Origin of the sequence: Enterovibrio coralii (assembly GCF_001559595.1) — a bacterium.
GTDB classification, from domain to species: Bacteria; Pseudomonadota; Gammaproteobacteria; order Enterobacterales; family Vibrionaceae; genus Enterovibrio; species Enterovibrio coralii.
In genome coordinates this window covers 138,140-162,418 of sequence record NZ_LNTY01000058.1, presented here as the reverse complement: position 1 = coordinate 162,418, position 24,279 = coordinate 138,140, and the positions used below count along the sequence as shown (strand labels likewise).

20 protein-coding genes and 4 pseudogenes are annotated in these 24,279 nt (G+C 50.1%); 11 read left to right on the top strand and 13 right to left on the bottom strand.

Going from position 1 to position 24,279, the window contains the following annotated elements:
- Positions 1-12: 12 nt before the first annotated feature.
- The 6 genes and pseudogenes from dksA (at position 13) to panC (ending at position 5,109) form a co-directional block, all read left to right on the top strand.
- Complete coding sequence (dksA, locus tag ATN88_RS22355) at positions 13-462, top strand: RNA polymerase-binding protein DksA (RefSeq protein ID WP_067419751.1); 450 nt, start codon at positions 13-15, stop codon at positions 460-462.
- A gap of 77 nt (positions 463-539) precedes the next feature.
- Positions 540-1,411, top strand: a pseudogene (gene gluQRS, locus ATN88_RS22350) (tRNA glutamyl-Q(34) synthetase GluQRS).
- A 68-nt stretch (positions 1,412-1,479) separates the two neighbouring features.
- Complete coding sequence (pcnB, locus tag ATN88_RS22345) at positions 1,480-2,874, top strand: polynucleotide adenylyltransferase PcnB (protein WP_083539559.1); 1,395 nt, start codon at positions 1,480-1,482, stop codon at positions 2,872-2,874.
- A complete protein-coding gene (folK, locus tag ATN88_RS22340) occupies positions 2,871-3,353 on the top strand; it encodes a 2-amino-4-hydroxy-6-hydroxymethyldihydropteridine diphosphokinase (protein ID WP_067419749.1) in 483 nt (160 codons plus the stop codon). Before pcnB ends, folK begins: the two co-directional genes overlap by 4 nt.
- A gap of 50 nt (positions 3,354-3,403) precedes the next feature.
- Entirely contained in the window at positions 3,404-4,198 is a 795-nt protein-coding gene (gene panB, locus ATN88_RS22335) for a 3-methyl-2-oxobutanoate hydroxymethyltransferase (protein WP_067419748.1), read from the top strand.
- 14 nt (positions 4,199-4,212) lie between these two features.
- On the top strand, positions 4,213-5,109 hold the full coding sequence (gene panC / locus ATN88_RS22330; protein ID WP_067419747.1) for a pantoate--beta-alanine ligase: 897 nt from the start codon (positions 4,213-4,215) through the stop codon (positions 5,107-5,109).
- A gap of 51 nt (positions 5,110-5,160) precedes the next feature.
- Here the strand turns inward: panC and ATN88_RS22325 are convergent.
- The 4 genes and pseudogenes from ATN88_RS22325 to ATN88_RS22315 form a co-directional block, all read right to left on the bottom strand.
- Positions 5,161-5,930 (bottom strand): annotated as a pseudogene (locus ATN88_RS22325) (ABC transporter permease).
- Positions 5,927-6,418: an ATP-binding cassette domain-containing protein gene (locus tag ATN88_RS28680; RefSeq protein WP_332308958.1), complete on the bottom strand. Its 492-nt coding sequence runs from the start codon at positions 6,416-6,418 to the stop codon at positions 5,927-5,929. The pseudogene ATN88_RS22325 and the gene ATN88_RS28680 overlap by 4 nt, the downstream one beginning before the upstream one ends.
- Positions 6,419-6,849 (bottom strand): annotated as a pseudogene (locus ATN88_RS28675) (ATP-binding cassette domain-containing protein); the annotation flags it as partial.
- 16 nt (positions 6,850-6,865) lie between these two features.
- Positions 6,866-8,518 carry a SulP family inorganic anion transporter gene (locus ATN88_RS22315; RefSeq protein WP_067419746.1) on the bottom strand — a complete coding sequence of 551 codons (1,653 nt, stop codon included), beginning with the start codon at positions 8,516-8,518 and terminating at the stop codon, positions 6,866-6,868.
- Between the two features lie 205 nt (positions 8,519-8,723).
- Between ATN88_RS22315 and can the strand changes: the two genes are divergently transcribed.
- Positions 8,724-9,374, top strand: a complete 651-nt coding sequence (gene can, locus ATN88_RS22310; RefSeq protein WP_067419745.1) for a carbonate dehydratase — start codon at positions 8,724-8,726, stop codon at positions 9,372-9,374.
- Positions 9,375-9,431: 57 nt separating this feature from the next.
- Here the strand turns inward: can and hpt are convergent, their stop codons facing one another.
- Positions 9,432-9,965 carry a hypoxanthine phosphoribosyltransferase gene (gene hpt, locus ATN88_RS22305; protein WP_067419744.1) on the bottom strand — a complete coding sequence of 178 codons (534 nt, stop codon included), beginning with the start codon at positions 9,963-9,965 and terminating at the stop codon, positions 9,432-9,434.
- Positions 9,966-10,215: 250 nt separating this feature from the next.
- Between hpt and ATN88_RS22300 the strand changes: the two genes are divergently transcribed.
- A complete protein-coding gene (locus ATN88_RS22300; RefSeq protein WP_067419743.1) occupies positions 10,216-10,809 on the top strand; it encodes a TetR/AcrR family transcriptional regulator in 594 nt (197 codons plus the stop codon).
- Positions 10,810-10,861: 52 nt separating this feature from the next.
- Here the strand turns inward: ATN88_RS22300 and ATN88_RS22295 are convergent, their stop codons facing one another.
- The 6 genes from ATN88_RS22295 to ATN88_RS22270 form a co-directional block, all read right to left on the bottom strand.
- Positions 10,862-11,890 (bottom strand): ABC transporter ATP-binding protein, encoded by a 1,029-nt coding sequence (locus ATN88_RS22295; protein ID WP_067419742.1) that lies wholly within the window; start codon positions 11,888-11,890, stop codon positions 10,862-10,864.
- Entirely contained in the window at positions 11,887-13,518 is a 1,632-nt protein-coding gene (locus tag ATN88_RS22290) for an ABC transporter permease (RefSeq protein ID WP_067419741.1), read from the bottom strand. Before ATN88_RS22290 ends, ATN88_RS22295 begins: the two co-directional genes overlap by 4 nt.
- A 66-nt stretch (positions 13,519-13,584) precedes the next feature.
- On the bottom strand, positions 13,585-14,601 hold the full coding sequence (locus ATN88_RS22285) for a Fe(3+) ABC transporter substrate-binding protein (RefSeq protein WP_067419740.1): 1,017 nt from the start codon (positions 14,599-14,601) through the stop codon (positions 13,585-13,587).
- A gap of 159 nt (positions 14,602-14,760) precedes the next feature.
- Positions 14,761-15,990 carry an ammonium transporter gene (locus ATN88_RS22280; protein ID WP_067419739.1) on the bottom strand — a complete coding sequence of 410 codons (1,230 nt, stop codon included), beginning with the start codon at positions 15,988-15,990 and terminating at the stop codon, positions 14,761-14,763.
- A 20-nt stretch (positions 15,991-16,010) separates the two neighbouring features.
- Positions 16,011-16,349 (bottom strand): P-II family nitrogen regulator, encoded by a 339-nt coding sequence (gene glnK / locus ATN88_RS22275; protein ID WP_002537421.1) that lies wholly within the window; start codon positions 16,347-16,349, stop codon positions 16,011-16,013.
- A gap of 278 nt (positions 16,350-16,627) precedes the next feature.
- Positions 16,628-17,065 (bottom strand): YacL family protein, encoded by a 438-nt coding sequence (locus ATN88_RS22270; RefSeq protein WP_232313482.1) that lies wholly within the window; start codon positions 17,063-17,065, stop codon positions 16,628-16,630.
- A 20-nt stretch (positions 17,066-17,085) separates the two neighbouring features.
- Between ATN88_RS22270 and ATN88_RS22265 the strand changes: the two genes are divergently transcribed.
- The 3 genes and pseudogenes from ATN88_RS22265 to ATN88_RS22255 all read left to right on the top strand — a co-directional run bounded on the left by ATN88_RS22265 (position 17,086) and on the right by ATN88_RS22255 (position 20,772).
- Positions 17,086-18,237 (top strand): sugar diacid recognition domain-containing protein, encoded by a 1,152-nt coding sequence (locus tag ATN88_RS22265; RefSeq protein ID WP_067419738.1) that lies wholly within the window; start codon positions 17,086-17,088, stop codon positions 18,235-18,237.
- A 124-nt stretch (positions 18,238-18,361) separates the two neighbouring features.
- Positions 18,362-19,626: pseudogene (locus tag ATN88_RS22260) on the top strand (GntP family permease).
- Positions 19,627-19,638: 12 nt separating this feature from the next.
- The gene (locus ATN88_RS22255; RefSeq protein WP_067419737.1) at positions 19,639-20,772 is read left to right on the top strand and encodes a glycerate kinase; all 1,134 of its coding nucleotides are present in this window, start codon (positions 19,639-19,641) and stop codon (positions 20,770-20,772) included.
- A gap of 58 nt (positions 20,773-20,830) precedes the next feature.
- Here ATN88_RS22255 and ATN88_RS22250 read toward each other — a convergent pair whose 3' ends face one another.
- Both ATN88_RS22250 and acnB read right to left on the bottom strand, forming a co-directional pair.
- Positions 20,831-21,538 carry a glutathione S-transferase family protein gene (locus ATN88_RS22250; protein WP_067419736.1) on the bottom strand — a complete coding sequence of 236 codons (708 nt, stop codon included), beginning with the start codon at positions 21,536-21,538 and terminating at the stop codon, positions 20,831-20,833.
- A 142-nt stretch (positions 21,539-21,680) separates the two neighbouring features.
- On the bottom strand, positions 21,681-24,278 hold the full coding sequence (gene acnB, locus ATN88_RS22245) for a bifunctional aconitate hydratase 2/2-methylisocitrate dehydratase (RefSeq protein ID WP_067419735.1): 2,598 nt from the start codon (positions 24,276-24,278) through the stop codon (positions 21,681-21,683).
- Position 24,279 lies beyond the last annotated feature (1 nt).

The following is a 24,279-nucleotide window of genomic DNA, read 5'->3' as shown; positions in this document are numbered from 1 at the left end:
GGAGAACGCTTAATGCCAGAAAGCAAAGTAAAAAAATCGCTGGGCATCCTGGCTATGGCCGGGTTAGAACCTTATCAGGAAAAAGCTGGCGAGGAATACATGAATGATCAGCAAATTGATCATTTCCGTAAAATCCTTCAAGCGTGGCGTGATCAGCTAAGAGAAGAAGTTGATCGTACGGTTCACCACATGCAGGACGAAGCTGCAAACTTCCCAGATCCAGTTGATCGCGCGGCGCAAGAAGAAGAGTTCAGCCTAGAACTTCGTAACCGCGATCGCGAGCGCAAACTGATCAAGAAGATCGCAAAAACCCTCCAACGTTTAGAAGAAGACGATTTTGGTTTTTGTGACTCTTGTGGCGTTGAAATCGGTGTTCGCCGTCTGGAAGCGCGCCCAACAGCTGATCTGTGCATCGACTGTAAAACGCTTGCAGAAATCAAAGAGAAGCAAATGGCTGGCTAAGCCTTCCGCTTTATCGAGATTCATGGCAAAAAGGGAGCATACGCTCCCTTTTTCCTTTTTAAACAGGCAAGAAATACATGCAATACGTCGGACGTTTTGCCCCTTCCCCTTCGGGCCCATTGCATTTCGGGTCTTTGGTTGCTGCGCTTGGTAGCTATCTGCAAGCACGGGCAAACAAAGGGACATGGTTGGTACGTATCGAAGACATCGATCCACCGCGTGAAGTGGCAGGATCCGCCGATGCAATTCTACGCACGCTTGAGGCTTACAGCCTGCATTGGGATGGTGGTGTCCTCTATCAACATACGCGTCACGATGCCTATCAAGCGCAAATAGAAGCTTGGCTAGAGCAAGGTGAAGCTTACTATTGCCAGTGCACGCGCCGCCAAATTAAAGACGCTGGTGGCTTTTACCCTGGCACCTGTCGTCATCGTCAACTCGACAGCGAAGGCTCCGCCGTACGTGTCAAAATTGACAATCCGATCGTAGAATTTACCGATATTAAACACGGCCTGATAAAATTAGACCTACCAATGGCCAGTGAAGACTTCATCATTAAACGCAGGGATGGCCTGTTCGCTACAACCTTGCGGTCGTGTTAGATGATATCTATCAGGGTGTTACTCAGGTTGTTCGTGGTGCAGATTTGATTGAACCCACCGGCAGACAGGTTTCTTTGTACGAGAAGCTGGGTCAGGCACCGGTGAGTTATTTGCATTTGCCACTTGCGCTCAACGCTGACGGTAATAAGCTTTCTAAGCAAAACCATGCGCCCGCCATTGATAACAATAATCCGGGCCCCGCTTTGGAGGCTGCACTGGCGTTTTTAGGCCACCCAGTGCCGAAAGAAATGCAGGGCGCGCCAGTAGAAACATTGCTCGCTTGGGGCGTTGAAAACTGGCAATGCAGCAAGCTGCCCTCAGAGACGGAAGTTATAACCGCTTTCTAAAAGGACGCTGCGTGATATATCATATGCCGTCTTTTTTATGGCCCGACCTGTCAGATACGAGGTGAGTTATCTTTAATCGAGTTACCAGCTTTTGCCGTAAGGTATTGAATCGCGACAATAAAACACGCGACATCAATGACCTGAAGCTAGAAGTTATCCCTCGCCAAGAGCACGGTATATCAAGAAAAGATATCAGCGAAAATGCGCTGAAAGTGCTCTATCGCCTGAATAAGGCTGGCTACGAAGCATACCTCGTTGGTGGTGGTGTGCGTGATTTGCTGCTTAATAAACAGCCAAAAGATTTCGATATCGCAACCAATGCGACGCCGGAAGATGTGCGTAAATTGTTTAGAAACTGCCGCCTGGTTGGCCGCCGTTTCCGTCTGGCACACATCCTATTCGGCCGTGACGTGATTGAAGTTGCGACCTTCCGTGGTCACCACGGTGGTGAGAAAGGCGCGAAGTTTGCCAGTCAGTCAAATGACGGCATGCTGCTGCGCGACAATGTATACGGCACCATTGATGAAGATGCTGAGCGTCGTGACTTCACCGTTAACGCGCTTTACTACAACATCGATGACTTCTCTGTACGTGACTATGCTGGCGGCATGGAGGATCTGGAAAACGGCGTGATCCGTCTGATTGGCGATCCTGAAACCCGTTACCGTGAAGACCCAGTGCGTATGCTGCGCGCCGTTCGCTTTGCCGCGAAACTCGACATGAGAATCAATGAAGCAACCGCTGCCCCGATTCCGGGCTTGGCACACTTGCTTCGTGATATTCCGGCAGCACGTCTTTTTGAAGAAAGCCTGAAACTGCTGCAATCTGGTGATGGTCTGGCGACCTACCAGATGCTGCGAGACTACAACCTGTTTGCACCGCTGTTCCCGATCCTCGAAGAACACTTCACTGAAGATCGCAACAGCAAGTGTGAGCAGATGCTTGAGCTGGTTCTGCGCTCCACCGATGAGCGTGTTGCCAACGACCAACGCATCAACCCAGCCTTTATGTATGCAGCAATGCTGTGGTACCCACTGGAAACACGCGCTGAAGAAATCGCGTTTGAAAGTGGTCTGAGCTACTACGATGCCTTCATGGTAGCGGCTAACGATATTCTGGACGAGCAAGTGAAATCGATCGCTATCCCGCGTCGCTTCACCGCAATGATCCGCGATATTTGGCAACTGCAACTGCGTCTGAGCCGTCGTTCGGGTAACCGCGCATACAAACTGCTGGAGCAGCCTAAATTCCGCGCCGCGTTCGATTTCCTAGAAATGCGTGGTCAGGTTGAAGGTGGTCAGTTGAAAGAACTGGCGAAGTGGTGGGATTCCTTCCAAAAAGCCGAGCGCGATGCACGACACAATATGGTGCAGGTTCTGAACAAGGCCAGCAACAACAAGAAAGTGCGCCGCCGCAAGAGCAAACCTCGCCGCAAGAAGCCGCAGCCGAAACAAGAATCATGATCCGCGCTTACATTGCAATCGGCAGTAACTTGGGGAATCCGGTAGAAAAAGCGACCAATGCCATCGACGCATTAAAACGCCTACCGGACTCCACCTTTATCAGTTGCTCGTCGTTATACAGCAGTAAGCCGATGGGCCCTGCGGACCAACCAGACTATGTCAATGCGGTTGCCGCCATTGACACTGCGTTGAATCCGTTAGATCTTCTAGACCAAACTCAGCGTATCGAGCTTGAGTTTGGACGGGAGCGCAAAGATGAGCGCTGGGGCCCAAGAACCCTGGATTTGGATATTCTCCTCTTTGGAGATTTCCAACTGGAAAGCGAACGGTTAACCGTTCCGCACTACGGGATGAAAGTACGTGAATTCGTGCTTTACCCTCTCGCCGAAATCGCCCCTGACTTGCACTTGCCTGATGGCAGCACTGTGGCTGAACTGGTTGCCGTAACGGATAAAAACGGTTTAACCGCGATCGCCTAGTGCAACAGCCAAGGTTAGAACTACGAAGCAAGCAGGGTTTGGGAGACAAGATGAAAAAAATTACGATTAATACCTTAATGGCATGGAAGCAAGAAGGACGTAAATTTGCCTCGGCAACTGCTTATGATGCCAGTTTTGCCCAACTCTTCGAAGAACAGGAAATGCCGCTTCTTTTGGTCGGTGATTCCCTCGGTATGGTGCTTCAAGGCAAGAGCGACACGCTCTCTGTCTCGGTTGAAGAAATCGCCTACCACACGCGCAGCGTACGTGCGGGCAGTCCAAACTGTCTGCTGATGGCAGACATGCCATTCATGTCGTTCGCTACCCCTGAACAAGCCTGTGAGAACGCCGCAATCTTGATGAAAGCGGGTGCCAATATGGTCAAACTTGAAGGTGGAGCATGGCTCGCCGAGACAGTGACCAAGCTGACTCAACGTGCAGTACCTGTGTGTGCGCATTTGGGCCTGACACCCCAGTCGATAAATATTTTCGGTGGATTCAAAATTCAGGGCCGCGAAGAAGAAAAAGCCGAGCAGATGGTGCAAGATGCGCTTGCATTAGAAAAAGCTGGCGCGCAAATCATCTTGTTAGAATGTGTTCCTAAAGCACTGGCAGCCAGAATTACAGACGCAGTACGCGTACCTGTTATTGGTATTGGTGCGGGTAATGCCACTGACGGGCAAATTCTGGTCATGCACGACATGTTCGGGATTTCCGCCAACTACATTCCACGCTTTTCAAAGAACTACCTGGCAGAAACCGGCGACATGCGCCTGGCTGTTTCTCGCTATATCGACGAAGTTGCAACTGGCGAGTTTCCTGGCCCAGAGCAGACGTTTAATTAAGGAATGCTGAAGATATGCAAGTGATCGCTGATATTGCCCCACTCCGTGAACAGATCCTTCAATGGCGTCGAGAAGGGCAGCGTATTGCTTTTGTCCCTACCATGGGACACTTACACGATGGTCATTTGACCTTGGTTCGCAAAGCTCGTGAAGCCGCTGATGTGGTTGTCGTGAGCATTTTCGTGAACCCAATGCAGTTTGAAAAAGCGGACGATCTCGCTTCTTATCCACGCACGATGGATGAAGATCTAAGCAAACTTAACGCAGAAGGCGTTGAGATTGTCTTCACGCCAAGCGTTGAAGTGATGTATCCAAACGGTATGGACCAGCACACATTTGTGGACGTACCTGGCTTGTCTACCATCCTTGAAGGCAGCTCACGTCCGGGTCACTTCAAAGGTGTCGCGACCGTGGTCAGTAAGCTGTTCAACATGGTTCAGCCTGATGTCGCGTGCTTTGGCGAAAAAGACTTCCAACAACTGGCGGTGATCAACAAGCTGGTTGCAGACCTTTGTCTGCCGATTGACATCATGCCTGTGGCAACCGTTCGTGAAATGGATGGCCTCGCCATGAGCAGCCGCAATACCCGCTTGACGGTCGACGAGCGTCAACGCGCGCCAGTGCTGTCTAAAACACTGCGTTGGATCAGCAGTCAAATGCGCGGTGGTCGTACTGACTACAGCGAACTGGTACTGGACGGTAACGACCAACTGCGTGCTGCAGGCCTTGAGCCGGATGAAATCTTTATCCGCGATGCACTGACGCTTCAGCCAATCACAGAGCAAACAACGAAAGCCGTTGTGCTCGCCGCTGCCTTCCTTGGGCAGGTGCGTTTGATTGACAACCTCACGGTGGATATCACACCACCTACTCCCTCATCCAGTGAGGAAGAGGAAGAAGAGGAAGAATAAAAAAACCGCCGAAAGGCGGTTTTTTTTATCGCTCTATTTTGTCTTAACCGATTAGCTGCGCAATCCAATCCCGCGAGAGATGAGGTACCAAGCCACAGTGTACAGCGCGGCGATAAACGCAATCAGCACACAAAAGGATGTCACAATGCTTACGTCAGACACGCCAAGGAAGCCGTAACGGAAGGCATTCACCATATACACAATCGGGTTCAGTTTAGACACGCCCTGCCAAAACTCTGGCAGCAGTGAGAGTGAGTAAAACACGCCACCAAGATAGGTTAACGGCGTTAGCACGAAGGTTGGAATGATGCTGATGTCATCAAACGTGCGCGCATACACGGCATTGATGAGGCCACCCAGCGAAAACAAAACCGAGGTTAAGAACACGGTCGCCACAATCACGCCCAAGTGGGCAATGTGCAGGTCGACGAAGAACAAAGACACACCCGTAACCAGCGTACCGACTGCCAAACCACGCTCACGCCACCACCAATATAGCCCGCAATGATGATGTAATTCGGCACAGGTGCCACCATCAGCTCTTCAATGTTGCGCTGCATCTTGGCACTGAAAAAGGACGACGCCACATTCGAGTAGGAATTGGTGATCACCGACATCATGATAAGACCCGGCACGATGTAGGCCATGTAACTGAAACCGCCCATCTCACCGATTCGGCTGCCTATCAGGTTACCGAAGATGATGAAATACAAGGTCATGGTGATAGCTGGCGGCACCAAGGTTTGCACCCAAATACGAGCAAAGCGCGAGATCTCTTTGATCAGCAGGCTTTTAAAAGCGACCCAATAGAGTTTGTTCATACAACCACCTCCGCGTTTTCACGCACCAAGGTCACGAACAGCTCTTCAAGACGGTTGGCTTTGTTACGCATCGACAACACCTGAATGTTTTGCTCAGACAGCTGGCTGAATACCGTGTTAAGCCCTACTGATTTATGCACTTCCACCTCTAGTGTGTGGTCATCCACTTGCTGCCACGTCACTCCATCCAGCGCACTGACTTTGCTGTTAGGGGCCAAGTCAAGGACAAAGGTTTCCACATCGAGCTTTTGCAGCAAAGCTTTCATCGAGGTGTTCTCGATAAGCTCACCACGGTTGATGATACCGATGTTACGGCACAGCATTTCCGCTTCTTCAAGGTAGTGTGTGGTCAGAATAATGGTGATCCCTTGCTGATTGATTTCGCGAAGGAAAGACCACATTGAGCGGCGAAGCTCGATATCCACACCTGCCGTTGGCTCATCGAGGATAAGTAGCTTAGGCTCGTGCATCAGTGCGCGGGCAATCATCAAACGGCGCTTCATACCGCCTGAGAGCGCGCGTGCTGGCTCATCTCGCTTTTCCCAAAGGTCAAGCATGGTCAGGTATTTCTTGGCGCGTACTTTGGCTTCAGCGCGTTCAACACCGTAGTAACCCGCTTGGTTTACCACGATTTGCTCAACCTTCTCGTACTGGTTGAAGTTGAATTCCTGCGGCACCAAACCAAGTTGGCGTTTTGCATCGACCAAGTGGGTGTCGATGTCATAGCAAAGATTTTCACCGAGCCTGAGGTCTTGTTGACCAAAGAGCTGATGATACCGATGGTGGTGGATTTACCGGCACCATTCGGGCCAAGCAGGGCATAAAAATCGCCCTGCTGAACCGATAGCGACACACCTTTCAGTGCTTTGACATCTTTGCCATACACCTTGACCAGATTGTCAATTTCGATTGCTTTCATAAGTCTCGCTGTTGTTTTAAGGCATCACTTCCGTCAACCGCTTCGCGGCATAAAGTGCGTCATGACGAGAATCAAACATGTGCGCCTCGCTAATCCAATCGCCCACATGGAGGCGGTCCAACTGCTCTTGTGTCTGTTGATGAGGGCTCAACAGGAACACGGTACAGTTTGAATCTCTGGCATCAGCAATGGCGTTCTCCAGTGCCAGTCCCACTGTCATATCAATCAGAGGAACGTCACTTAAGTCGAGAATCATAACGCGGTAGTCGCCAATGCGCGTGTGCTGACGCGCGATAGCTTTCGATACGCTGAAGATCATCGGGCCTGACAGGTAGAAAAACAATACCTTTCCTTCAGAGCTGTCCAGTAATTCGCGCTCTTCTTCCGTCAAAGGCACATCATCGTCATAGGCATCACTGATGGCTTTAACCTGCTTCGCTTGTTCGCGGCTGAGACGTTCGATGATAACAATGTTGGAAATGAACACCCCAAGGCCGACGGCAACAATAAGGTCCACGAAAACCGTCAGTGTCATCACACCATACATAATGGCGGTCTGGTGAAGGCTGACCTTGTGGGCGCGCTGAAGGAAACTCCAGTCCAGAATGTTGATACCCACATAAAGCGCAATACCCGCCAATACGGCCATCGGGATAGGTTCGGTCAAAAAGCCCGCCACCAGCACCACGATTGCAAGGATAAGCGCGCGAACGATACCCGCCACTGGCGAACGCGCTCCAACTTGAATGTTGACTACAGTCCCCATGGTGGCCCCCGCCCCTGGCAGCGCACCAAACAGGCCTGAAATCATGTTGGCAATACCTTGACCGCGTAACTCTTTGTCCGAGTTATGCTCTTCACGACGAAGGGAGTCAGCGATGACGGCGGTCAACAAGGTATCAATACAACCCAGTGTGCCCAGCACCAGCGCATCGACAAGCATGGTTGAGAAGAGCTCTGGCGTAAATGTCGGGAAAACAATCGATGGCAGTCCCGTTGGGATTTCGCCGATGCGTCGAATGCTTTCGGTATCGAAAAGAATCACAGACAGCAAAGTCACTAGCACCAAGGCCACCAACTGCGCTGGGACGTATTTGCGATATTTTTTTGGGAAGTAAAACAGGATACCTAGCGTCAACGCACCAAGCAGCAGCTCTCTAAAGCTGATGTTTGCCAGTGTCTCTGGCAATGCTTGTAAGGTGCCCAATACACCGCCAGGAGGGGCGGGTTGACCCAGAAGCGGGCTTAGTTGCAACAAGATGAGGATGACACCTATCCCAGACATAAAGCCTGAGATAACACTGTATGGCATCAAGGTGACGTACTTACCTAGCTTTAACGTACCAAGTAAGATTTGGAATGCACCTGCCATCATGACGACGGTGAAGCCCATTGCCATGCCCGTTTCCGGGTAACGCGCCATCATGGAGGTAAGAACGGCGGTCATGATGACCGTCATTGGGCCTGTCGGCTCTGAAATCAGGGTTGATGAGCCACCAAATAAAGCAGCAAACAAACCAACGAGAATGGCACCCCATAATCCGGCTTCTGCTCCTGCACCGGATGCCACGCCAAAGGCGAGCGCGAGAGGTAATGAGATGATTGCGGTAGTCACACCGCCAAAAAGATCCCCTTTAAGGCTCCATTGTTTGAATCGTTCAAACTGCACAAACTACTCCCTTTTATATCTTCCTTTTCCGATTTTTACCGGAATTCGTCGCCATTATACCGAGAATGAAAGGTACTAAGGGTCAGTTATACCAATCTTATAGCTGGTAGGATGAGCTAATATACTGAGTAGAAAGTGTTAAATTGTATCTAATTATGATCTTTTGTGGTGTATATTGTCCCGCGGCTAGATTTGGGGAGGTGCTATGGCACAAATTAAACAGCTACTCGCGAATAATCAAAAGTGGTCTAAATCCATTAAGGAAGACAATCCCGCCTACTTTGCGGAGCTAGCAAAATCGCAGCATCCCGAGTATTTGTGGATTGGCTGTGCCGATAGTCGCGTTCCCGCCGAGCGACTGACTGGCCTTATTTCAGGCGAGCTCTTCGTACACCGCAACGTGGCAAATCAGGTGATCCACACCGACCTTAATTGCCTCTCCGTGGTTCAATATGCCGTTGATGTTCTTCAGGTAAAACACATCATCATTTGTGGTCATTACCGCTGCGGTGGCGTTCACGCTGCTATCGAAAACCCAGAACTGGGTCTTATCAACAACTGGCTCCTTCATATTCGCGACCTCTATCGCAAGCACAAACCTTACTTGAGCTCTCTCAGTCTTGAGGAGCAAGGCAACCGTCTTTGTGAAATCAACGTCGCTGAACAGGTTTATAACTTGGGTAGCTCAACCATTCTTCGTTCTGCATGGGAGCGTGGTCAGGATATTAAGATCCACGGTTGGTTTTATGACATCAGCGATGGTGTACTAAAAGATCTCGGCATGACCGCCAACAGTACGCAGGCTTTGGAAGCAGGCTATGAAGCCGCAATGGCTGAATTGGTGCCTCACGAATAGTCGAAGACAGACACAAAAAAAGCGACCTTCAAGGTCGCTTTTTTTTCACTCAGAAGATTAACCTTCCAGTGGCACCACTTTACCGATGTAAGGCAGGTGGCGGTATTTTTGTGCGTAGTCGATGCCCACGCCAACAACGAACTCGTCCGGGATTTTGAAGCCATACCAATCAACTGGCACTTCAACTTCACGACGCTCAGGTTTATCCAGCAGCGTACAAATACGGATTGAGTTTGGCTCACGCAGAGACAGGATCTCACGCACTTTCGCCAGCGTGTTGCCAGTGTCGATGATGTCTTCAACCAGCAATACGTCTTTACCTTTGATGTCATCATCCAGATCTTTCAGGATGCGAACATCACGGCTGCTCTCCATGGCATTGCCATAGCTAGAAGCTGTCATGAAATCCACCGAATGCGGCAGTTCAATCGCACGAGCCAAGTCGGCCATAAATACGAAAGAGCCACGCAGCAAGCCAATCATGACCAAGTCATTGGAGCCTTTATAGTGCTCAGTGATTTCAGCACCCAAGGTCTTAATACGCTCTTGGACTTCCTGCTCTGAAATCATCACTTCTACGGTATGTTTCATTCTAAACCTCGACGGATATCCCGTCTGACTACCTGTGTAAATGAAGTCGCACATTCTATCACCGCACTGTGCCCGATCCTACTCTCGATAGATGTCAAAATTTCGTCACTTAAAACTTGGTTAAACATTGAACTGCAACTTGTTGCTGTTGTACGCTTTCTGTGCAGTTGTATATCAAAGAGTTACACCAAATAAAAACTGTGAAATGCATCAAATAGGTATTTCTAAATAAAAGTTGGCAGGAACAATTATGGCTACTTCAAGTGGACGCACACGTACAAGGCTGTCACCACAACAGCGCAAAGAGCAGTTGCTCAAATTCGCGATGGAAGTCTTTTCCAAGCGCGGTATTGGGCGAGCAGGTCACGCAGATATCGCCGACATGGCACATGTCTCTGTGGCAACGGTTTTCAACTACTTTCCAACAAGAGAAGAGCTTGTCGATGTGGTACTTAGCGAAGCTGAGGCTGCATTCAAATCGCTTATTCTCAACAACATCCGTGACGACAAAGATGTTCACACATCGCTGCTTCGCATTTCAGATGCACTGATTGATGCAGCACTGGATGACAAAGAATGGCTGAAAGTCTGGTATGAATGGAGTACCTCCATCCGTGAAGACATCTGGCCAAACTATGTCAGTGGACGCAACGAATTGCTCAACCGTATTTCACGCCTTTTCGAAGCAAGTTCTGTTGTAAATGGCGCACATACGCCGATTGAATTGGCACGTATGTTCGATGGCATCTGTTACATCCTTTACCTTCAAGCTCACCAGCAGCCGGACAAGGATGCTCTGTCTGAGCAAGCGAAGGGTTACATCGACATGCTTTGCGGAAAGTAACTTCCATAAAAAAACCGGCGAATTCGCCGGTTTTTTCTTTCCTTCACGCCAATCACTGCGCTTTAAACAAAATCGGTTCGTGAGGACGAATATCTAACTTCACTTTATCGCCCATGCCCAGAAGCTGGTTTGAATACACCATCAAGCTTTGGCCATTCACATCCACCAGGTAGCGACAGCTATCCCCCATAAACTGCACATCAGAGACAGTGCCATTGCCTGACTCATCCGGCAAGATAGTGAGGTTTTGTGGGCGGATCAGCCACTCCAGCGGGCTGCCATCAGATACATGCTCAACAGACCAATCACCGAGCGGCGTATGCATCTGCTTGTCGCCATTAAGCTTGGCTGGCACATACGAGCCATGCCCTAAGAAGTCAGCCACAAAGCGGCTGCTTGGCTTGTAGTAAAGCTCTGTCGCATCACCATATTGCTCAATCACACCTTGGTTCATGACGGCGAGCTTATCGGCAAAGGCAAACGCTTCTTCACGGCTGTGGGTTACGAAAATGGCGGTCACGCCCTGTTCTTTGAAAATCTTGCGGATTTCTTTGATCAGACTGTGGCGCACTTGGGTATCGATGTTCGAAAACGGCTCGTCCAACAACAGCAAGTCAGGCTCCCCCGCAAGCGCACGTGCGATCGCCACACGTTGCTGCTGGCCACCAGACAGTTGGTGCGGATAACGCGCTTCCAAACCATCAAGTTTTACTAATGCCAACATATCTTTCACGCGCTGGCTAACGGCAGCCTTGTCTTTACCTTTCAGACCAAAAGACACGTTCTCGGCTACGGTGAGGTGCGGGAACAAGGCGTAATCTTGGAAAATCATCCCGATGTTGCGTTGCTCTGGCGGCACATTCATTTTGCCGTCAACGATCGTGCGACCGTTGATTGTCATCTTTCCACCATCGAGTGGCAGCAAGCCTGCAATCGCTTTAAGCAAGGTCGTTTTACCGCAGCCACTGGCGCCAAGCAGGCAAACAATTTCGCCTTTCTCAACGTTGAAGGTCAGATCATTGAGCACGGCCTGGCCGTTGTAACGACAAATCAGGTTGCTAACGGTTAGCGCATCACTCATGAGTGGCTTTGCTCCAAAGAACGGTTAATCAAGATAAGGGGGATCAATCCAACCAGCACCAACAATACTGCAGGCATAGCGGCATACTCAAGGTGTTCGTCCGATGCGTAGTTAAATACGTAGGTCGCCAGCGTTTCAAAGTTAAATGGGCGTAGCAAAAGCGCGGCATTCAGCTCTTTCATCGACTCGATAAACACCAGCAGCATGGCAATCAAACAACCACGGCGGATAAGCGGCAACTGAACACGTTTGATCATGTCTTTCACGTTGCACCCCATCGTGCGCGCGGCCATATCCAGCGACGGAGACACTTTCGCTAGGCTAGATTCGATACTGCCAATCGCAACCGCACTGAAACGAACAACAAACGCGGTCAGCATCGCGAACATGGTGCCAGAGAAGATAAGTCCCGGACGTCCCCAGCCCATTTCTTTGGCGACATCGTTGATCAGATGGTCTGCACTGGTCAGGAAAATCAGCACGCCAATCGCAAGTACAGTTCCCGGTACCGCGTAGCCAAGCGATGCCATACGAAGCGGTACATTACTTGCCGCCGAACCAATGTTTCGACGGTAGAAATTCACCAGCATCGCCACAAGCACGGCTACCACAGCGGCAATGGCAGACACATACAAGCTGTTAAAGCTGTACTGGGCAAAGTCTGTAATTGAACTATCGGAGTGATAGCCCCATGCATAAATCAGAAGCTGTCCAAGCGGTGCCGCAAAGGCAATTACAAACAAGCCCCAACACCAGATGGCGGCGAGCCACTTCGCTTTACCACGCAGCTCCAGCTTGGTGACTTTGTCTGCCGCTGCATTCTGGCTGAAGAGCTTTTGCTTACGACGACTGTATCGCTCACTGCTGATCAAAAGGAATATCACCATCAACATGATGGCGGAAATCTTCGCTGCCGCATTGAGGTTTGAATAGCCAAGCCAAGTGTCATACACAGCTGTGGTCAAAGTACTCACTGCAAAGTAACTCACCGTGCCAAAGTCACCCAACGCTTCCATCGCCACCAGCGATGCACCTACCGCAATAGCCGGACGCGCAAGGGGCAAAGACACGCGCCAAAACGCCTGCATTGGAGAGCAGCCCAACAGACGGGCAGATTGCGTCAGCGTTGTGCTCTGCTCCATAAAGGACGCGCGAGCAAGGAGATAAACGTAGGGGTAAAGAACGAGTGCCAAGACAAAGCAAGCACCTGGCAGGGTTCGGAGATCAGGGAACCAGTATTGCGCGGCAGACGTCCAGCCGGTGAGGTCTCGAAGCAGGATTTGAATAGGGCCAGCAAAATCGAACCAGTCGGTATAGATATAACCAACAATATAGCCTGGCATAGCTAACGGCAATACTAAAGCCCATTGCAGCCAACGGTCACCCGGCAAGGTATATCGCGCCATTAGCCAAGCCGACGGAATCCCCATAACCAAGGCTAGAAAGACGGTGCCCACAACGAGAAGTGCTGTATTTAAGGTGTACGTTCCCATCACGGTGGCCATCAAATGCCCAAAGACATCATCCGAATCACCGAGTGCGGTATAGAAGATCGCCAAAATCGGCAAAACCAGCAGCAAGGAAAATACCCAACTACTGGTTTTTAAAAAACGGTTTTGTTCTAACATTGCCTACTACATCATGGCGTCAGAATCACAAAAAAGGGGGATATATATCCCCCTTCTCTTTTACCATTACAGGTCGAATTTCACTTCGTCTAGAAGTTTCACGGCTTTCGCGTGGTTCTCTGCAATGGTTTCCAGAGGCAGTTCATCTGCAGTGTATTCACCCCAAGATGCCACCAGCTCAGAGCGTGCTACGCCTGGTTTCACTGGCTCTTCGAAGTTCACTTCAGCATACATCTGCTGTGCTTTATCTGACGTCAAAAACTCCATCAGTTTTTGTGCGTTTTCTTTGTTTGGCGCGTATTTCGCCATCGCCATACCACTGATGTTTACGTGAGTACCATCAGCATTTTGACCAGGGTAGTTCAGGTATACACTGTCAGCCCAAGCTTGCTGCTCTTTGTCTGCCAGCATTTTACCCAAGTAGTAGCTGTTGCCCAGAGACACGTCACACAGACCTTCCGATATTGCCTTAACTTGGCCACGGTCATTGCCTTGTGGTTTACGTGCTAGGTTCGCTTTCACGCCTTCCAGCCACTCTTTTGCTTCTGCTTCACCGTGGTTTGCGATGATTGCTGAAACCAGTGACACATTGTATGGGTGTTTACCAGAGCGAGTACAGATTTTTCCTTTGAATTCAGGCTTAGCCAGATCCATGTAGTCAAAATCTTCACCCAGCTTACCAACGCGGTCGCGAGATGAGTAAACAGCACGTGAACGGGTAGTCAGTGCAAACCAACGGTCATCGCTGTCACGGTATTGTGAAGGTACGTTCTCTTCAATGGTTTCGCTATCAACAGATTGAACCAGGTCTTTGTTGACCAGTTCCATCAGACGTGAAATGTCTACGGTCAGCAGGACATCAGCTGGGCTGTATTCGCCTTCTTGCTCAACTTTCTCAGCCATGCCTTTCTTAGCAAACTTTACGTTTACTTTGATACCAGTTTCCTTGGTGAACTCGTTCAGCATTGGTTCAATCAGGAATGGTTGACGGTAAGAGTAAACATTTACTTCTTCAGCAGCATTCGCTACACCCGCACCCATAACTCCTAGCACCAGCGCTGAAGCTGACAGCATTTTTTTCATATCCTTGCCCTTCAAACCACAATAATAATGAGAACGTTTATCAGTTCGATTAGTATACACATCATCAATACGTGCGCAACTTCAATTCATTAGAAACTGTACAAAAAAAGCCCCGCATCCTTTGATGCGGGGCTTTTCCGTTCTTGAATTTGTAACGAGTTATTTCACGCTAACAAACTCTGGGTAGGCATCGACACCACAATCGTGGAAGTCCATTCCTTCAAGTTCTTCTTCTTCGCCAACACGGATACCCATGGTTGCTTTCAGCACGCCCCATACCAGCAGGCTTGCACCGAATACCCAAGCGAAGATAACCGCTGCACCGAACAGCTGCGCGCCAAATGTCGCATCTGCGTTAGTGAAAGGTACTGCCAGCAGACCGAACAGACCACAAGTACCGTGGACAGAGATAGCACCCACTGGGTCATCAATTTTCAGTTTATCCAGACCAACGATGCTCAGCACTACCAACGCACCTGCCAGACCACCGATAGTGATTGCTGCAACCGGTGATGGAGACAGTGGGTCAGCCGTAATCGCTACCAAACCTGCCAGCGCGCCGTTAAGAATCATGGTCAGATCCGCTTTACCCCAAGTCGCTTTACACACTGCCAGTGCAATGATGGCACCCGCTGCCGCTGCCGCATTGGTGTTCAGGAAGATTTGGCCTACGGCTGTCGCGTTCTCAAAGTCAGAGATCATCAGCTGCGAACCACCGTTGAAGCCGAACCAACCGAACCACAGGATAAAGGTACCCAGCGTTGCCAGTGGCAGGTTTGAACCCGGGATTGGGTAGATTTGACCGTTCTTGCCGTATTTGCCTTTACGTGCGCCCAGCAGAAGAACCCCCGCCAGTGCCGCTGCGGCACCCGCCATGTGAACGATACCTGAGCCAGCAAAGTCGCTAAAGCCCGCTTCAGACAGGAAGCCACCGCCCCACGTCCAGTAACCTTCAACTGGGTAGATAAATGCTGTCAGTACCACAGAGAAAATCAGGAAAGCCCACAGTTTCATACGCTCTGCAACTGCGCCAGATACCACTGACATTGCAGTTGCAACGAAAACAACTTGGAAGAAGAAGTCAGATTCTAAAGAGTGATCCGCGCCTTCGCCTTGCGTACCAATCAGGAAGCCCAGTGATGGCAACCAGCCACCTTCACTGTTGTCGACATACATAATGTTGTAACCGACCAGCAGGTACATGGTACACGCGATCGCATACAGACAAACGTTCTTGGTCAGGATCTCAGTGGTGTTCTTAGAGCGCACCAGACCTGCTTCCAGCATGGCGAAACCTGCCGCCATCCACATAACCAACGCACCCGACATCAAGAAGAAAAAGGTATCCAGTGCGTAACGCAACTCAATAACTGTTGTTGATAGTTCCATCTCTATTACTCCCTCAAACCTTAAATCGCTTCTGCATCCATCTCGCCGGTACGAATACGTACGGCTTGCTGTAGGTCATAAACAAAAATTTTGCCGTCACCAATCTTGCCGGTCTGCGCCGCCTTGCTGATTGCTTCGATAATTTCGTCGACGTTTTCGCTGTGCGCTGCGATTTCCAGTTTCACTTTTGGCAGGAAATCCACTTGGTATTCAGCACCACGATAGAGTTCTGTGTGACCTTTTTGGCGGCCGAAGCCTTTTACTTCTGACACTGTCATGCCGTCGACGCCCACTTCAGCGAGTGCTTCGCGCACGTCGTCGAGCTTAAATGGCTTAATTATCGCATTGATAAGTTTCATCACCGTCTCCTTGAACCGAATGTAAGATGTTCTGATGTAGTAATAAACAAATCGCGTGCCAAAAATTATTTTAATTATATTTCAATGGTTTAATTTATTTTGATAACAATCTTGAAATATCGCGCACCATTTTGGTGCGTTAAGATCACTGTTTTAAGGCATGCTTGGGCTAGGAGAAATATAGTGCACCAAGAAGTGGCGTAAAGGTTTTAAGGCAGGAAATGTATAAATATTTGACACACGATACTCCTTTACCGTATGCCATATAAATCAGTGACTTATCGTCCGTAACGGCGAATGAAGTCTTGCCATGCTTCCAGCACCAAAAGAAGGTCCTCTGGTCCACAAAGAGACACGCTCTCTTCGTCATAAGCATGAAGATCCAAATCCGGCATTTCTTCGTCCGAGCCTTCCATGGTGATGTTGGCTTGAATAAGGGCTTCTTCTTGAAGCAACTGAAGGTGGAAGACTTTCCCCGGACGGTTCCACTCTCCTCCCTGCTCCATCACATGTTTTAAGTTATCCAATACTTCGTCAATCGCATTGTGGTCGGTGCCTAACTCATCCACCAGCCAACGTCCCAATGCTTCGTGCCCCATGGAAAACTCCGCATGAAAACTGTCGTCTAAAGTATTGCGTCGAAATTCGTAATCCACGTAGTATCCTCGGTTTGTATCGGCGTCTTTATGGCTGATACTGTTTGAAAGTCTGCTCATTTTCAGGATCTTTAGACCCAATGCAACTCAATACCATGATCGCTCGCCAAATCGTCGAAAGGACGATGAAAATCATTGGTCATTCCGTCAACGTCATGGATGAACAGGGGCTAATTATAGGATCCGGCGATCCAAGTCGTTTGCATCAAAAACACGAAGGTGCGGTTTTAGCACTAACAAAAAACCGTGTGGTGGAAATTGATGAAGCCGCCTCCAACCTTTTGATGGGCGTCAGACCCGGTATCAATCTCCCCGTGATGTTTAATGGCATCGCTATCGGCGTAGTGGGTATTTCAGGAAAACCCGACACAGTAAGAAGCTTCGGCGAGTTGGTTAAAATGACGGCAGAGTTGATTGTCGAGCAAGCCGCGCTGATTTCTCAGATGCAATGGGACAAACGTCACCGTGAAGAGTTGGTATTGCAACTCATCCGTGAGTCTGAACTTAACGAGCGACAACTGGTTTCCATTGCACAGCGTCTGGATCTCGACCTTGAGCAGCCTCGCGTCGCGACCTTATTTAGACTCATCCCGAACAAAGCCGACACCCTCTCTCTTGAGCACCTTCAGAAAATGGTGCACATGCTCGAATACCCAGAACGTGACAATCTGGTCGGAATCTCCTCGGTATCTCGCAATGAAATCGTGGTGTTAAAACCGATCGCAATAGAAAACGGCGAGTGGTCTCGCGCGTCGGAAGAAAAGAAGGTTCGAAAACTTCTAAAACGGATAGCCGAACAAAAGGCATTCAGCGTGCAAATCGCTTATGGTGGTTACTTCCCGACACTGAAAGGCCTCGCTCGATCCTACCAAACCGCCAGTGCCACGCTTGAAGCCAGCACACCTAGCGATACGGTCATTTACTATAAAGATCATACGCTTCCTGTTCTTTTGAGTGCGATGCCAGAAGATGATTGGCGCACCAAGCAATTACTAGACCCTATGCTACGTCTGCAAGAGGCAGACAGCCGAGGAACGCTTCTTAAGACACTGACTGCATATTTTGATCAAAACTGTGATTTAGTTCATACGTGCGAAAAGCTGCATATTCACCGCAATACACTCCGCTATCGCCTTCAACGTATCAATGAGATAACTAGCTTTGATATCAATAAGTTAGAAGATAAAACCAGCCTCTATCTTTCCTTTTTGAAATGGCAACGAAACCACTGATTTTGTGCAAGCGCACAAATTAGTGCATCTCTCGACCATGCAAATTAAGGCAAACGCCTAAAGCCCGCCTCAGAAAGACGGCGTAAAGTGCCGTCAGTTTTTCGTTTCAGCCGAGATGTATGAGATGACCGAAGTTTCCACCCTAGGCGCCCTCGCCGCCTTAATCGTTTCTATTACCCTGATTTTGAGAAAAGTGCCGCCAGCTTACGGCATGATCATTGGTGCGCTTATTGGTGGTATCGTCGGTGGCGTGTCCCTGACTGACACCGTCTCCCTGATGATTGGTGGCGCACAAGGCATTGTGACCGCTGTTCTTCGTATTCTTGCTGCAGGTGTTCTGGCGGGCGTGCTGATTGAATCCGGCGCGGCTACCACCATCGCTGAAACCATTGTTAAGAAAGTCGGTGAAACCCGTGCCCTTCTGGCACTGGCTGTGGCAACCATGATCCTGACCGCGGTGGGCGTATTCGTTGACGTTGCCGTTATTACCGTGGCACCGATTGCATTGGCAATTGCTCGTCGTGCTGACCTATCAAAAATGGCGATATTGCTTGCATGGTGGGCGGCGGTAAAGCCGGTAACGTGATGTCACCAAACCCGAACGCCATTGCTGCGGCTGACGCATTCAATGTTCCCCTGACTTCTGTCATGGCTGCCGGTGTGATTCCGGGTTTGTTCGGACTGGTCGCCGCTTATTTCATCGCGCTTAAGCTTGTAAACAAAGGTAGCAAGGTTGCTGAACATGAAGTGGTAAAAGTCGACATGAGCCGCCTGCCATCATTCGGAGCCGCGATTGTTGCGCCAATGGTTGCTATCTCTTTGCTGGCACTTCGCCCAATCGCAGGCATTAACATTGACCCGCTGATTGCTCTGCCATTGGGTGGCCTTTTGGGTGCACTGGCGATGCGTCGTGGTCGCGATACTAACCACTTTGCGGTATCTGGCCTGAACCGCATGGCACCGGTTGCCGTGATGTTGTTAGGTACAGGTACGCTGGCGGGCATCATTGCCAACTCTGGTCTGAAGAACGGTCTAATCGATCTTCTGACATCATCTGGCTTGCCATCATACCTGCTGGCACCGTTCTCAGGCGCACTGATGTCTCTGGCAACTGCCTCGACTACCGCAGGTACCGCGGTTGCAAGTAGCGTATTTGCCAACACTATTCTTGAATTAGGTGTACCAGCTTTGGCAGGTGCTGCAATGATTCATGCGGGTGCCACGGTCTTTGACCATATGCCCCACGGAAGCTTCTTCCATGCAACAGGCGGCGCGGTTCACATGGACATGAAAGAGCGTTTGAAGCTTATCCCATATGAATCTGCCGTTGGTTTTGTGATTGCGCTGATTTCTACCCTTATCTTTGGTGTGTTTGGTCTGTTTGTTTAAAGGACATTGCTGATGAAAATTGTTATTGCCCCAGATTCTTATAAAGAAAGTTTGTCAGCAATGGACGTTGCCGTTGCTATCGAAAATGGCTTCCGTCGCGTTTTGCCTGATGCAGAGATCGTGAAGCTGCCAATGGCTGACGGCGGCGAAGGAACAGTGCAATCTCTGGTGGATGCCACAGGCGGTCGTATTATCGATGTTGTGGTCACTGGTCCCCTTGGAACACCAGTACAAGGTTTCTTTGGCCTGATGGGTGATAGTGAAACCGCAGTGATTGAAATGGCGGCAGCGTCTGGTCTTCATCTTGTGCCACCTTCACAGCGTAACCCGCTCATCACCACCAGCTTCGGTACAGGTGAGCTGATCAAAGCGGCCATTGAGCACGGTGCAAAGCACCTGATCGTCGGCATTGGCGGTAGCTCGACCAATGACGGCGGTGCGGGCATGGCACAAGCACTGGGTGTGAAATTGCTGGATAAAGACGGCAAAGACATTGGCCACGGCGGCGGCGCACTGGAAACCTTGCACACCATTGATTGTTCAGACATGGATGCGCGCCTGAAAGACGTCAAACTGGAAGTCGCGTGTGATGTGGACAACCCACTGTGTGGCGAGAAAGGTGCATCGGCGATTTTCGGCCCACAGAAAGGTGCAACGCCAAGCATGGTGATGAAGCTCGACGCGAACCTGTCACACTACGCCGATCTGATGGCGTCACAACTTGGTCGTGACGTGAAAAACAGCGCAGGTGCGGGTGCTGCTGGCGGTATGGGTGCGGCACTGATGGGGATCTTTAACGCCGATCTTCGCCCGGGCATCAACATCGTTATGGATGCAGTGAACCTGTCTGAGCAACTGAAAGATGCAGATCTGGTGATCACAGGTGAAGGCCGCATGGACAGCCAAACTGTTCACGGTAAAACACCAATCGGTGTGGCGCGTTGTGCAAAACAATACAACCTACCAGTGATCGGTATTGCAGGTTGTCTGTCGAATGATGTGGATGTGGTGCACGAACACGGTATCGATGCAGTATTCAGTGTGGTGCCACGTTCAGTGTCGCTAGAAGAAGCCCTACGCGAAGGTGCGGTGAACGTTGAAAACACCGCAGCCAACGTTGCTCGACTGCTTATGCTGAAAAAGTAATCAGCCCCGAAGAAAAACGGCACCCCAAGGTGCCGTTTTTGTTTCTATCTTCGAGCAATTAGCAGCACGCCGGCTCACATGCATTGATAGTTTTCGGTGTGCAGCAGTCGGTGAAATCGCAACGCCCCAACACACGTTCTTCCGACAGATAGAAACCGCGAAACTTCTCCATAAAGTCCTCAGACACGCTGCGCTCTGCCAACCCAGTGTCTAGGATGGCCGCTTGCCATGCTTTGACCTTGGAGAAGCCCTCCAAAAAGTCATAGCCACTCTCGCGACGGATAATGTCTGCACGGTGAAGCAGCGGCAGCCACGCCATGTCCACCATGCTCAGTTCATCACTGTTAAAGTAGCGGTGCTTACCAAGCTGACCTTCCTCTTTCTCAAACGCATTGCGCAGCTTTTCCGAACGCTCTTTGAGGTCTTCGATGGTGCGACTGGATTGTGCGCCGCACTGCACCAAGTAATGTTTGGTACCCAAGTAGCTCCATGCGCGGTTAATGGCTTTCTGCTCGACACTCAGCTCTGGCTGCATCGCACCGTATTTGTCTTCGAGATATTCGGCAATGGCGTCGGACTCAAACAGTGCCGTGTTGTCTTCTGTGACCAATACCGGCACTTGGCCGTTAGGCGAAATATCCAAGAACCATTGCGGCTTATCGCTCAGGCTAATGTATTCCACTTCGTACGGCAGTTGTTTTGCTTCCAACATCGCAGTGATGCGTTGAACAAACGGGCAGATAGTGAAGCTGATAACTTTAAGCATGACGTTTCTCTCTCTTTGACTAGGGGAGCATTTTGTTGCTCTTTACCTATAAGACGCATCATTTCGATAAAAGACGAAATATAGAAGCAAAAAAAAGCCGACTCGTTAGAGTCGGCTTTCTGTCTATTGCTATTTATTTCTATTAAACAGCCGCTTGAATGATCACTTCATCCGCTTTCTTGGTATATTGATCCATGCGGTGGAAGTTCAGGTAGCGATACGTATCGGCTGCTGTCGCATCGATTTGCTTCGCGTATTCCAGATACTCTTCAACCGTTGGGATACGCCCCAAGATTGCACCGACAGACGCCAGTTCCGCAGAAGACAGGTAAACGTTAGCACCAGTACCCAAACGGTTCGGGAAGTTACGGGTAGAGGTAGACAGTACGGTTGCTTTCTCTGCAACACGCGCTTGGTTACCCATACACAGTGAACATCCTGGGGTTTCAATACGCACACCCGCGCGGCCGAAGATACCGTAGTAGCCTTCTTCAGTTAGCTGGTCACGGTCCATCTTGGTTGGTGGAGCAACCCACAAACGGGTTTCCAGCGTACCTCCGAATTTATCCAGCAGTTTACCTGCTGCACGGAAGTGACCAATGTTGGTCATACAAGAACCGATGAAGACTTCATCGACTTTGTCGCCAGCCACTTCTGACAGCAGACGTGCATCGTCTGGGTCGTTTGGCGCACACAGAATTGGCTCGTTGATTTCAGCCAGATCGATTTCGATCACTTCTGCGTACTCAGCGTCTTTATCCGCTTCCATCAGCTCTGGGTTTGCCAGCCATGCTTCCATCGCTGCGATACGACGCTCGATGGTACGGCGGTCGCCATAACCTTCGCTGATCATCCACTTCAGCATCACGATGTTAGAAGACAAGTATTCAGACACTGACTCTTGCGACAACTTCACAGTACAACCTGCCGCTGAACGCTCTGCCGATGCATCTGACAGCTCAAAGGCTTGCTCAACCGTCAGGTGTTCAACACCTTCGATTTCCAGAATACGACCAGAGAATGCATTGATCTTACCCGCTTTCTCAACGGTCAGCAGACCTTGCTTGATGGCGTAGTAAGGGATCGCATGTACCAAGTCACGCAGTGTAATGCCTGGCTGCATTTCACCTTTAAAGCGAACCAGAATCGACTCAGGCATATCCAATGGCATCACGCCTGTTGCCGCTGCGAATGCAACCAGACCAGAACCTGCTGGGAAAGAAATACCCAGAGGGAAACGGGTGTGCGAGTCACCACCTGTACCGACAGTATCAGGCAGCAGCATGCGGTTCAGCCATGAGTGGATAACACCATCACCCGGACGCAGTGATACACCGCCACGGTTCATGATGAAATCTGGCAGTGTGTGGTGCGTGTTCACATCGACAGGTTTTGGATATGCTGAGGTGTGACAGAATGACTGCATGGTCAAATCGGCAGAGAAGCCAAGACACGCCAAGTCTTTCAGTTCATCACGGGTCATTGGGCCTGTGGTGTCCTGAGAGCCTACAGTGGTCATCTTAGGCTCACAGTAAGTGCCCGGACGGATACCTTCCACGCCACATGCTTTACCTACCATCTTCTGACCAAGGGTGAAGCCTTTGCCAGTGTCTGCAACCGCTTGTGGTCGACGGAACACGTCTGATGCATCAAGGCCCAGTGCTTCACGTGCACGGTCAGTCAGACCACGACCGATGATCAGTGGAATACGGCCACCTGCACGCACTTCGTCGTACAGCACGTCAGTTTTCAGCTTGAAGGTAGACAGTACTTCGTCTGTCGCGTTACTACGTACTTCGCCTTTGAACGGATAAACGTCAATCACGTCACCCATGTTCAGCTTAGATACGTCTAGCTCGATTGGCAGTGCACCCGCATCTTCCATGGTGTTGAAGAAGATTGGAGCAATCTTGCCGCCCAAACAGAAACCGCCTGCACGCTTGTTTGGTACAAATGGGATGTCATCACCCATGAACCACAGCACAGAGTTAGTCGCAGATTTACGTGAAGAACCTGTACCAACAACGTCACCCACATAAACCAGTTGGTGACCTTTTTCCTGCAGAGCTTCGATTTGTTTGATTGGACCAACAACACCTGCTTGATCAGGGTTGATGCCTTCACGTTCGTTTTTCAGCATCGCCAGTGCATGAAGTGGAATATCAGGACGAGACCACGCATCTGGTGCTGGAGACAAGTCATCGGTGTTGGTTTCACCGGTCACTTTAAATACGGTCAGCGTCACTTTCTCAGGAACGTTTGGCTTAGACAGGAACCATTCTGCATCTGCCCAAGACTGCATCACTTGCTTCGCGTGTGCATTGCCCGCTTTCGCTTTTTCTTCAACATCGTAGAAAGCGTCAAACATCAGCAGGGTGTGAGAAAGTGCTTTGGCGGCGATTGGCGCAAGCGCGTCATCATCCAGCAGTGCAATCAGTGATTCAATGTTGTAACCACCTTGCATTGTGCCCAGCAGTTCAACCGCTTTTTCTTTGCTTACCAGCGGAGAGCTTGTTTCACCTTTTGCAACTGCCGCCAAGAAACCCGCCTTCACATATGCGGCTTCATCAACACCTGGTGGAATACGGTTTTCAAGAAGATCGCTCAGAAATGCTTCTTCACCAGCAGGTGGATTTTTAATAAGTTCGATCAGGCTCGCGGTTTGCTCCGCGTCTAGTGGTTTAGGGACGATGCCCTGAGCGGCACGTTCTTCGACGTGTTTACGGTAGGCTTCAAGCACG